Below are 11,566 nucleotides of genomic sequence, written 5' to 3'. Positions count from 1 at the left end.
GATCCTAACAGAGGAATAAAAAATGCTGGAATTATTGGGTTCAGGTTTGGTGTCGCTTTGGCTGGAAATGGCTGGGGTACAAATCAAGCCTTTAGATGCCTTAGATGCTTTGACTTGGCAAAGTAGTCCTGGCTTAGTTCTTGCCCCCGATCCAAATCCAGCTGGGGCGACTACGGTGCAGGAATATCTGAAAAAGCTCATAACATCAAAAGTAGTGGCGCAAAATCTGGCTGAGAATCAGGGGATTTGGATGCAGTCGGGGCCAATGCTGATGGCCAATCATCAAGGTACGACACCTCTACCGGCTGCTTCTTTAACCAAAATTGCCACTTCACTAGTTGCTTTGAAAACTTGGGGGCCAGATTATCAATTTGATACTTTGGTGAGTGTCACTGGCTCAGTGGTAAATGGAGTTGTGCAGGGCGATTTGGTGGTTACAGGCCGTGGCGATCCTTTGTTTGTTTGGGAAGAAGCGATCGCTCTTGGTAATACTCTCAATAAAATGGGCATCAAGCAAGTAAAGGGGAATTTGATTATTACTGGCAGTTTTGCCATGAATTTTCAACGTCAGCCAATGCTAGCCGGTCTGATGCTCAAGCAAACGCTAAATCGTGCAACCTGGGGACGCCCTGCGATTTATACACACTCAATTATGCCCAAGGGAACACCCAAGCCTCAAGTTCTGATTGCAGGCGGGGTGAAAGTTGAAGCCCAACCAAACCCTCAACAAACTTTGTTACTGCGTCATCGCTCATTGCCCTTGAAGCAACTAATCAAGGAGATGAACGTTTACAGTAACAACGATATGGCAGAGATGCTGGCAGATTCAGTCGGGGGAGCAACTGTAGTCCAATCAACTGCTGCTAGCCTGGCGAGAGTGCCACAAGTGGAAATTCAGTTAATCAATGGTTCTGGACTGGGCCCCGAAAATCGCATTTCCCCTAGAGCGGCTTGTGCCATGTTGATGGCTATTCAAGCTGAGGCATCTGCCCATCAACTGAATCTAGCTGACTTGTTCCCCATGTCTGGATTCGATCACCGGGGGACACTCCACGCCAGACACATTCCCCTGGCGACTGTGATCAAAACTGGTACTCTCCGAGATGTAAGCGCTTTAGCAGGAGTGATGCCCACACGCGATCGCGGTTTGGTTTGGTTTGCTATTATCAACCGTGGGACAAATGTCTGGGGTTTGCGGACTGAACAAGACCAACTTTTGCAAAGTGTTGTCAAACAATTACAACTACCTCCAACCGTTCCTGTTAACCTTACTCCCCACTCAGCCATCAACTCTTTACCCCAGCTAGGTGCAACTAATCGGAATGAAATTTTATACAAAAGTTAGGGACTTCCATAGTCTACAGTTAGAACAGAGAGCGGACTAGTCTTGTTAGCAATCCAAAAGTTTTATTGATGGGTAAAAACCGAACTTGTAAAGGGTAAATGTCCATAATAGCTTTTGGGTTAAATTTTCCATTAAGTTGATTACATGGTAGTTCGCAAAATGCCCTAACCCCAGTAGGGGAAAGAGCAGGCGAAACCAAAAGTAAAAATAACTGTAAATAGATTTGTCACGACTAAGCAACAATTAAGCTTATAAATTAGGTTGTGATTATGCGATTTCCCAAAATATCTCGGTCTTTACGGCAACTCACTACTCATGTTTTAGCGATCGCGCTAGGAGTTGTGCTAGCGGTTAGTACATTGCAAGTGTTACCCTCCCAAGCCGAACCAGCACCCACAATAACTGTTGATACTTCAAATCTAATTGCTCAACGGCAATCACCAGCTAGTGCTGCGATCGGTAGCACCAGCTTTGTCACAGCAGCAGTTAATCGTGTAGGTACAGCCGTTGTCAGGATTGATACTGAGCGAACAATTACTCGTCGCGTCGATCCATTTATGGAAGACCCCTTTTTCCGTCGGTTTTTTGGTGACGGTTTCTCCCAACAGATTCCTTCTGAGCAGTTACGCGGTTTAGGCTCAGGTTTCATTATTGACAAGAGCGGGTTAGTTATGACTAATGCTCATGTGGTCGATAAGGCTGATAAAGTAACAGTTCGACTCAAAGATGGCCGCACCTTTGAAGGGAAAGTTCAAGGTATTGATGAAGTCACAGATTTGGCAGTAGTCAAGATTAACGCTGGTAACGATTTACCAGTCGCGCCCTTGGGTTCTTCCACTAATGTCCAAGTAGGAGACTGGGCGATCGCAGTTGGTAATCCTTTGGGATTCGATAATACTGTTACCTTGGGAATTGTCAGTACTCTCAAACGTTCCAGCGCCCAAGTCGGTATTAGTGACAAACGTTTGGATTTTATTCAAACAGACGCTGCTATTAACCCTGGTAACTCTGGCGGACCACTATTAAATGGTCAAGGGGAAGTAATTGGTATCAACACAGCCATTCGCCCTGATGCGATGGGTATTGGATTTGCAATTCCTATTGATAAAGCTAAAGCGATCGCCGCGCAACTGCAACGCGATGGCAAAGTTGCTCACCCCTATCTAGGTGTGCAAATGCTAACTTTGACACCCGATCTCGCCAAGCAAAATAACACCGATCCCAACTCTCCGATTCAGATACCAGAAATCAATGGTGTTTTCGTCATGCGAGTTGTCCCCAATTCTCCAGCTGCATCTGCGGGTATCCGGCGTGGGGATGTAATTCTGCAAGTTGATGGTAAAGCAATTACCAGTGCTGAACAATTACAGAATGTTGTGGAAGACAGTCGCCTTGGTCAAGTATTACAGGTAAAAGTGCAACGAGGTAATAAGACAGAGCAGCTTTCAGTCCGCACAGCCGAGTTGCAAAATGCGTCGTAGGGGCAATCATAGTCTATTTTTATTGTGTGGAATAGTAAGGGCACAGCATTGCTGTGCCCAAAGCGCGTATAGTCTATAAAGGTTTTAACCTACAAAGGTGGGTAAAGTCTCGTGTAGCCGCGACTTCCAGTAGCCAAGACAAGTAAAAATTTAGACTTTTCAAACATCCTCTTTGAATAGAAACTGCGATGTGCGATCGCAGTTTTCGGTACTACTGGTTTCCTCTTTTGATAAGTTGGAATTGATGGGTTGCGATGCCTACGGCGGGCTACACCTAAGCATTGGGGGAGCTAACGGAGTTAGAATACTTTCGGTCACTTATTACACATATTAGCCTTTTCGTGGAATGCTGTACTACCCTGTTTACGGGGTGAAATGAGCAGTGATACCGAAACTTACGCTAAGGACTTAATGAGCCACTTTCAATACTGCGATCGCCACAGATAAATGTAGCGAACTGGAAACAAGGCAATTTTGAAACCACATTAACTGCAAATAAGGGGGTCTACCGACTAAAGCTCACCAAATCCTTCAATCTCAGCTTCACCCTTAACACGTTTACCACTTTCATTTCGCCCAATAAAATACCACTTGGTTTTCATGTTAATTAATTCGGCACTACCACTCCAATTTTGAAAATCACTGTATTGATAATTAGGTAATATCATTCCTCTTGGACAGGAATACCATTCAATAAAATCATTACGAGTAAAGGGTTTACCTGTGAAGTTTTTGAAGTACCATTGTCCTCCAACCCAACTAAAAGCACCAAATTCTTCAATAACAACTTTTCCAGCTAATGACTCAATTGTAGTGGCATATACCCAAGTGTATTGATATCCACTTAATCGGCCTCTGTGTGCTTGTACAGGATTTGGTGTATGAGTTACTTTCAATTCTGTCGGAAAAGACGAGAGTGCTTTTAGCTTACATGAACTTCTCCATACTCCAAGCAAAAATTGCAGCTTTCGTCCTATTTCTATTATCACATACACTACATTTCACCTAGCTGTATATACTTAAACAATTATTATATGAAATTTTTCGATACAAGCCGCTAAGTTAAATGTATACAGCAATTTTGTGAAATAGATGGATTGGGAAGAGCTTTATCAAAATTGGTTATCTCAACGAAATGCTAACAATGATAATATAACGTTGAGCTTTTTTAGGATTAAGCCGATATCTGTGTAATTTGGGTTTAGTTTGTACAGAGTAGAGCATATACTCTGAAAAAAAGCCTTCCTGCCCGATCTCAGAAAAACAGGTAAAACGGCTCTTTTATAAAAGCTGCCAATCACTTGTAGTAAAAGTTTAGGGCTACCAATGCTGCGAAACTTCCTTCCCCAGTCAGGGCTATGACCCTAAACATAACTTAGGAAATCGCTACAACGACTCTAAATCACTTACCAACAATTAATACTAGACCTTCATGGGCTAATAGGGCTTGAGGAAAAGCAGATTTAATATCGACTTGCACCCGATCGAGAAAATCATCATGGTCATCTGGGTGATGATGAGAAATGGCTAGCCGTTTGACGCCAGAATTTAGAGCTGCATTCACCGCAGCTTGCCAGAGTAAATCAGCAGCATCATGGTTGTGAGATGTCGGCGGAGTGTAAGTGGCATTGGCAATCAGCAAGTCAACGCCTTGAATAAACTCTAAAATCCGCTCTTGCTCCACTTGATCGGCATTTTGGTGCAAATCCGTGATGTAGGCAATACTATACTCTTGCCAAGTAACTCGGTAGCCAACTGACCGCTGAGTTTGATTAATTAATGCAGTTGTAATGGTGACATCATCTAACTTCACGTCACTTTCTGGGGTCAGATTGTAAAATTGCAATTCTGACTGCATTACCTGTAAAGGGTAAGGAAAGTGGGGCTGGAGCATCTGATCGTACAGACATTGTTTGATTGAGGCTCCATTTGAGGCAGCTGTGCCGTAAATATGGAAGCAATTTTCCCCAATAAATGCGGGAGCAAAAAAGGGAAACCCTTGAATTCGGTTTGATTGGCAGTTGGTAAAAAATAAATGGGCTTGTATTGGCTGTTGCAGTTCTTGCCAAGTTTTACCCAATATGCGTAAGCCAGTACCGCCATCAAAAATCAAGCGTTTTCCAGCTACATATATTTCTACACAAGCGGTATTACCACCATAACGACTGGTATTGCTAGTGGGAGTGGGAATTAAACCTCTTACACCCCAGAATTGCACGATAAACTCACCTGCTGGGCTACTTGGCAGGGTAGATGACTTTTCTCTTATGTAGCTTTGGGAATCCGACAACTCAAAATTTGACATTTTCCTTGAAATTAGACCTTAGCGAGCAGGTCATCGTAGCGCCGCACTTCCAACAGCCTGTTTTTTTCGTCCACAATGACTACCGTAGGAGAGTAACTTTTTAACTCTTCTGGAGTGAACTGCCCGTAAGTCATTATAATCAAGCGATCGCCAATAATGCCTAGACGTGCCGCACCTCCATTTAGCTCAATTACTCCTGAATGGGCTGGAGCGGGGATCGCATAGGTAATAAAGCGCTGACCGTTGGCACTATTAACTACTTGCACCTGCTCATAGGGTAAGATACCAGCTTTTTCCAAAAGGATTTCATCAATGCTGATACTACCTACGTAGTTGATATTCGCCCCCGTAAGGGTGCAGTTATGAATTTTTGCCAAAAGGAGAGTACGCTGCATTCTGGTTTGGGGTTGGTGGCAGTTTTTGCGATCCGTAACAAGCAAAAGTAATTAAAGTGAGGAGTTAGGAATAAAAATTTATAACTCTTAACTCCTAACTCCTAACTCCTCTATTATCCTCTATAAGCTTTGACGGATTTTTCTACTAAAGCTGCAACCTTGTCCACATCTTGCCAACCGAGAATTTCAGTCACCTTTTTTTCCAAATTTTTATAACTACGGAAAAATTCGGCAATTTCATCTAAGCGGTGTGGTGCTATGTCTTTCAGGGATTTTACTTGAGTGTAGCGCGGATCTTTGTCAGGAACACAAAGGATTTTTTCATCGCGATCGCCACCGTCAATCATCTCCAAAAAGCCAATTGGTCGCGCAGCAATAATACAGCCGGGAAAGGTCGGTTCGTCAATTATGACCATACCATCTAGGGGATCGCCATCATCAGCCAAAGTATTGGGTACAAAGCCGTAGTCGTATGGATATTGCACCGAGGAATAAAGTACTCGGTCTAGAGCAAAAGCTTCTAGTTCCTTGTCGTATTCATATTTATTTTTACTTCCGCCAGTAATTTCAATCAGAACGTTGATTAAACCCGGTTTCGGTTGGGCAGGAATGCGAGATAAGTCCACAAAAAACTCCTCTGATAACAGTGAATCACGGGGGCACTCAGTCAGCTTCGCTCCCCGTGTAGAATTTTAGGGCAATATGGATCTCTTCCCAAGGTATTTGTTCTATAGCATAGGGAAGAGGGCAAGGAGAATTGGGGACAAGGGGAAAGACTAGCTAACTTTTGTCACCTTGGCCCCTTGTCTTTCCTGCTCCCTTGAATTACCCAAAAAATAGAAAAAGCGTTACGAGCAAACTTCGCAACGCTTTTTCCAAGAGGGTATTATGGATATCCTCCGCCCTTAATTGTTGTTAGAGAGATTTCTGTCCTAACTTTGGTTGAGACAATTCAAATCTGGAGTCACACAATCCAGATTCAGCTTACTCTTGACCAACTACATCCACATCTACAGAGATTGCCTACAAAATCAGTGTTCTGCTTTTTTGTAGGTCTTTTCATGAGGAGATGCGGCTGGGAAGCTCGATCAATCTTGATTTCCTTGTATGTTTTGGATCAGAGGTTGCTGGTTATTTTGAACATTAGTTGAAGAATAGTGGGCGATGACAAATACGGGTAGGGTAAGAGTCAGCAGAGCGATCGCAGTTCCCACAATGTCTGCCAAACGTTGGGAATATGTATCGGCATTGGCAGACTGGCTATTTGAATTCATACAAAATTGAAGTTCTTCGTAACACTGTGTAGATTTACTCTCTGAGTGAGAGTATTAATGCTATTTTAGCTATTTTTAAATTGTAAAATGTGTAGCATTCTACAATTTAAACCAGTTATACAACTGTCATAGTAGCCTTTTTATACATGGAATTCTTAATAGAAAGTTACAAGTAAACAAATCATGTTTTATTTTGTAATTAATATTTTCAGGTGTTTCCCTGTATGGTGTAACGGCTTGCATACGCAAAGCAAACTTTGACAGCATCATAAGTTACATTTTTTCGCTGATTAAAGATTAATTAGCAAAACATATTTATCCGATACTTCATGATTATAACATCCTATAAAGCCTTTGATAAGGTCGTTTTACTGTAATTGCTAATTTGTGATACAGGACACAAAACCGCAATTGCACTGAATATCTCTCAGTGCTTTTGATTGTTATATGGTAGTTATACCCAAAAATATTTGACACCAGAGAAGAAATAGGTAGGAATGATTTTTGTAACCAATGATAACTATCGAATAAATACAGATACATCAACTGTATGAGGCAGAATGGATTCAGTAATATCACTAAATAAATATTTAATAATTTAAATTTCGCAATCTATGTAATATCACAGCATTTTTGTCAATCTATATAAAGGTAGAGGAAAAAGTTTTAGAAGGTGGCATAGACGTGTAGTAGATTATTACTAAACTTTCCTTCCTTATATCTAGAACAAAATACCCAATCCCAATTTCCAGCTCCTAAATCTGTATAACTTTTTGGATAAAGCAAAATCTCAGACGAAAAATTGTATAACAAATTAATCAGCTAAAAAAACCGCCACTAGATATAATAGGGCGGTCTGGTTAAGCAATCGGAGGGTAATTACAGATTACTCTGCTAATAAATGAAATTGCTGTAACGATGTTTGCATTAAATTGGGCAGAGAGGCAGAGGGGCGGAGGGGAAAGACTTACTGCAACTTCTTCTCGGTAACTGAGCGTAGCCGTTAGCGTTCGCATTAGCGTCTCTGAAAGAGAAGCCTCTCGTAGAGAAGTCCTGCTCCCCTGCTTTTTCCTCACTCCCTACTCCCTTCCATAAACACTGATTGGTTCCTTGATAAATCGGGTGTAAAGGTGCTTAAACGTAGACTTAATTACGCGGGGCATACCAAAATCGATAGGCATTAGCTTGTCTGGTAGCCGCCAATCTTCTATTTTTAATAAGTCAGGATTTAAATGCGGAAAGTCTATGGCAGCAAGTTCTGGACAAACTCCTAGCCTTTGCGAAGCTGCAACTGTGGGCACTTGTTCAGGAGGAACATTGAGGATTTCTACCATCGCTCGATCTAAAGCAAATATATCTGATGCTGCTGCTAAAATGCCCAACTGGCGAGGTTCCCCGTTGCTGGGGCCATTACCTTCATGACCGATGATGCCATCTAATATGGTTAAGTCAGGGTTAATCGCTCTGGCAGTTTCTACTAACATTTCGCCAAATCTATTCGCGTCTTTTCCCGCTTCCATGTGCCACCAAGCTTTCATTTTGCCGGGAACACAACCAAACAGGTTTTTTACCCCCAGTGTTAATGTCAACTGGGCATGTGATTTCACTTTCGGTAGGTTAATCACTACGTCTGCTTCCATTGCTTCTTTAGATAGCCGCAGATGGTTAAAATTGTCACTGACGGTTTGGTAACGCTGACCATGAAAATCGATGATGGGAAGATTGAGTTCTTCTAAAATCGGCAGATAGCCATTTGCTATTGCTACGCCCTTGGCACTACCAAAAGCAGGACTATCGCCTAAAAATGGCTTACCGCCAACCTCAATTACCATCTGGGCAACTTCGTAAACTAGTTCGGCACGGGTGATACACTCTTTACCAGGACGCGATCCTGTAAGTAGATTTGGTTTTAGTAAAACGCGATCGCCTTTTTTCACAAATGCTGCTATTCCTCCAAAAGGTTCCAGGAGAATTACTAAGGATTCTCGTAAAGCCTCTCGTTCATAAGATGTAGCCCGAATAAGACTAACAGATGGGTTTTGAGTCTGCATGGATAATAAATTAGCAGTAATGAAGATATTCTTCTATCTTCCTATTTATACCAATTCTCTAAAATCTCGCGTACTAGCTTAACCTCTGCCGCAACCACAAAGCCAATAAAGGTAACGCTAGTTGATAACCCTGTTCAGCACTATAAATTAAACCTTTGTGCTGTAATCCAGTCAGCGATCCCTGAAGGCTACCACCTCTTGAAAGACCATGTTTTTGAATATATTCTTTACTTTGTGGTTTATCTGTAGGATCTAAAGCCAAACATTCTAAAAGATGCACCTGATTTGCTGGCAATAACATGAGTAAAGATTCAAAAACTAAAGACAAGTCTTTGAGTAATCCTTCTATTGCCTGCTGCACTGCTGCTTCACTAATTAACCCATCAGGATAAGAAAATGTTTGTAGGCGGCGAATTATTGCCATAGCGTCGCCAATGTGCCCTTGGACAGCATCTAAAAATAATTGCAGTGCGAGTGAGCGAGAATCAAATTTCATTCCTTGTATATGCAATATCTCCCTGGCCCACAATGCCAAAACGTCATTAGCTAAGGGGGCTAACTGTATAGTTTCTAGGGGATATGTCTCATCTGGATGATGGCTGATTTCAGCGATCGTTGCTATTAAGACGTAGCTGACATGAGTTTGTACATTGATTTGTCGTCTGAATGTTGCTTCCCACAAACCATTACGATCCCAAGAGCGAATGTGCGGAAAACTCTGCAAAATCAGCACTACCCGCTTATTTAAACCAATAGCCATAATTTGGAGCAAATTGAGCAAAATTTCAAATGCTTGCCACAATTGCTTTTGGTTCAGGGAACGCAATGACTTAAGTTTGCCTTCTGGATGAAAGACAAAAAACTCATTCCCAAACTTGCTTACCCAGTCTTGAATTTGTGCTGCTTCCCAGTTTTGGCTAATTGTCTCTGTTAGCAGTATGATAAATCGCTCTCCATCTGTAGCGCGGATGCAGTCTATCTCCAAGACGATCGCACCAACTTCTTGAGCAGCCCCTCGCACTAAAGTTCGTCGCCCACTACCAGGTACACCAGTAATCAGCAAGTCTCCATCTTGGGCTAGTACTTCGACAATTCGCTGAAATTCTAGCGATCGCCCAACCAATTGTAAAGGAGTAGACAAATCCAAATTCACCTAGTTTTTGCCCTTGGTTTTAATCTTCACCTAACGGCAAGCATACCCACTTGCGTGACTACTGAGCAACCATTGAAAGTAATTATAATTATAATCAGTTTTTATTAGTGCCAATTTGTATTTGACACTTGTTTTTAGTGCTAAAACTTGTTTAACACTAAATCAAAGGAAATAAATATGGTACAGGCAGCATCTCCCATTGCATCCCAAGAAAAGCAATCCACCGTTTGGCATACTTTGGAGATTCGCGAAGCGATCGCCGGTTTAAATACTGATGCTGAGAATGGCTTAAGTAGTGCAGCAGCCAAAAAGCTATTGTCTGAAGTAGGGGCAAACGAACTCACAGGCAAGAAAAGCAAACCTTGGTGGTTAAAATTTTTACTGCAATTTAACCAACCGCTGCTGATTATTTTGTTGTGTGCGGGTTTAGTAAAGGCGGTAACTGGCAGCTTAGTGAATGCTAGTGTTATTTGGGGAGTGACTACCACTAACGCCATCATTGGATTTATTCAAGAATCGAAAGCCGAAAGTGCGATCGCTGCCCTCGCCAAAGCAATTACCACAGAAGCAACCGTCATCCGTGATGGTAAAAAATTACGCATTGCTTCTGGTGAGTTAGTACCTGGGGATATTGTATTGTTAACTTCTGGTGATAAAGTCCCAGCAGATTTACGGTTAATTAAGGTTAAAAATTTACAAATAGATGAATCTGCCCTGACTGGTGAATCTGTAGCGGTAGAAAAGAATACTCAAACTTTAAAGCCAGATATTGCTCTAGCCGAGCGCAAAAACATGGCTTATGCAGGTGGCTTTGTTACCTTTGGGCAAGGTACTGGTGTTGTAGTTGCCACAGGGAATACCACAGAAACAGGGCGAATTTCTCAGTTAATGGAGCAACACACGGATATTTCTACTCCCTTAACTAGAAAATTCAATAAATTCAGCCAGAATTGGCTGTATATGGTGTTAGGATTAGCAGCTCTCTGCTTCGTGGTGGGATTAAGCTTTCGAGGTTTTCAAGAAGCTTTAGAAGCAGCAGTTGCTTTAACAGTCAGTGCGATTCCTGAAGGATTACCAGCAGTAGTGACAGTTACCCTAGCCATAGGTGTTTCTCGCATGGCGCGACGCAACGCCATTATCCGCAAATTACCAGCCGTGGAAACCTTGGGGAGTGCAACTGTTGTTTGCTCTGATAAAACTGGGACTTTAACAGAAAACCAGATGACAGTACAGGCAATTTATGCCGGAGGATATCAATATACTCTCACTGGTATCGGTTACACACCGGAAGGCGAAATCCTGATAGATGACAAATCCGTGAACCTCAACAGCCATAAAGGTTTACAAGAATGTTTAATCGCAGGTTTATTGTGTAACGATTCCCATTTAGAAAAGAAGAATGGCAGGTGGGTAGTAATGGGAGATCCTACAGAAGGGGCATTAATTACATCCGCAAACAAAGCAGGTTTTAGTCAGGCAACCTTAGCCAAACAAATGCTGAGGTTAGGTGACAACTCTCACCGCTAATTGCAAGCAATGTAGCGGGAGCATCTCAAATTCAC

Annotated in this window: 9 protein-coding genes and 1 pseudogene; 3 read left to right on the top strand and 7 right to left on the bottom strand. The window is 42.2% G+C overall.

All coding sequences use genetic code 11. The features are described from left to right. Nucleotides 1–22 precede the first annotated feature (22 nt). Both RMY27_RS24970 and RMY27_RS24965 read left to right on the top strand, forming a co-directional pair. Nucleotides 23–1,345, top strand: a complete 1,323-nt coding sequence (locus RMY27_RS24970) for a D-alanyl-D-alanine carboxypeptidase (protein WP_322667567.1) — start codon at nucleotides 23–25, stop codon at nucleotides 1,343–1,345. A gap of 269 nt (nucleotides 1,346–1,614) precedes the next feature. Beyond that, entirely contained in the window at nucleotides 1,615–2,826 is a 1,212-nt protein-coding gene (locus tag RMY27_RS24965; RefSeq protein WP_322667566.1) for an HhoA/HhoB/HtrA family serine endopeptidase, read from the top strand. 512 nt (nucleotides 2,827–3,338) lie between these two features. Here RMY27_RS24965 and RMY27_RS24960 read toward each other — a convergent pair. The 7 genes from RMY27_RS24960 to RMY27_RS24930 all read right to left on the bottom strand — a co-directional run bounded on the left by RMY27_RS24960 (nucleotide 3,339) and on the right by RMY27_RS24930 (nucleotide 10,004). Beyond that, nucleotides 3,339–3,815, bottom strand: coding sequence for a hypothetical protein (locus RMY27_RS24960; protein WP_322667565.1), 477 nt, complete (start codon nucleotides 3,813–3,815; stop codon nucleotides 3,339–3,341). Nucleotides 3,816–4,228: 413 nt separating this feature from the next. Further along, nucleotides 4,229–5,131, bottom strand: coding sequence for an MBL fold metallo-hydrolase (locus RMY27_RS24955; protein ID WP_322667564.1), 903 nt, complete (start codon nucleotides 5,129–5,131; stop codon nucleotides 4,229–4,231). Between the two features lie 11 nt (nucleotides 5,132–5,142). Next, complete coding sequence (gene panD, locus RMY27_RS24950; RefSeq protein WP_322667563.1) at nucleotides 5,143–5,526, bottom strand: aspartate 1-decarboxylase; 384 nt, start codon at nucleotides 5,524–5,526, stop codon at nucleotides 5,143–5,145. 113 nt (nucleotides 5,527–5,639) lie between these two features. Next, the gene (locus tag RMY27_RS24945; RefSeq protein ID WP_322667562.1) at nucleotides 5,640–6,152 is read right to left on the bottom strand and encodes an inorganic diphosphatase; all 513 of its coding nucleotides are present in this window, start codon (nucleotides 6,150–6,152) and stop codon (nucleotides 5,640–5,642) included. 462 nt (nucleotides 6,153–6,614) lie between these two features. Next, nucleotides 6,615–6,800 (bottom strand): hypothetical protein, encoded by a 186-nt coding sequence (locus RMY27_RS24940; RefSeq protein ID WP_094349221.1) that lies wholly within the window; start codon nucleotides 6,798–6,800, stop codon nucleotides 6,615–6,617. 1,079 nt (nucleotides 6,801–7,879) lie between these two features. Further along, entirely contained in the window at nucleotides 7,880–8,851 is a 972-nt protein-coding gene (locus RMY27_RS24935) for a DUF362 domain-containing protein (RefSeq protein WP_322667561.1), read from the bottom strand. Nucleotides 8,852–8,924: 73 nt separating this feature from the next. Then, nucleotides 8,925–10,004, bottom strand: coding sequence for an ATP-binding protein (locus RMY27_RS24930; protein ID WP_322667560.1), 1,080 nt, complete (start codon nucleotides 10,002–10,004; stop codon nucleotides 8,925–8,927). A 177-nt stretch (nucleotides 10,005–10,181) separates the two neighbouring features. Between RMY27_RS24930 and RMY27_RS24925 the strand changes: the two are divergent. Then, nucleotides 10,182–11,510, top strand: a pseudogene (locus tag RMY27_RS24925) (cation-translocating P-type ATPase); the annotation flags it as partial. Between the last annotated feature and the right edge of the window lie 56 nt (nucleotides 11,511–11,566).

The organism is Nostoc sp. DedQUE09, assembly GCF_034530915.1.
Classification (GTDB): domain Bacteria; phylum Cyanobacteriota; class Cyanobacteriia; order Cyanobacteriales; family Nostocaceae; genus Nostoc.
This window is presented reverse-complemented; position numbering and strand designations above follow the sequence as displayed.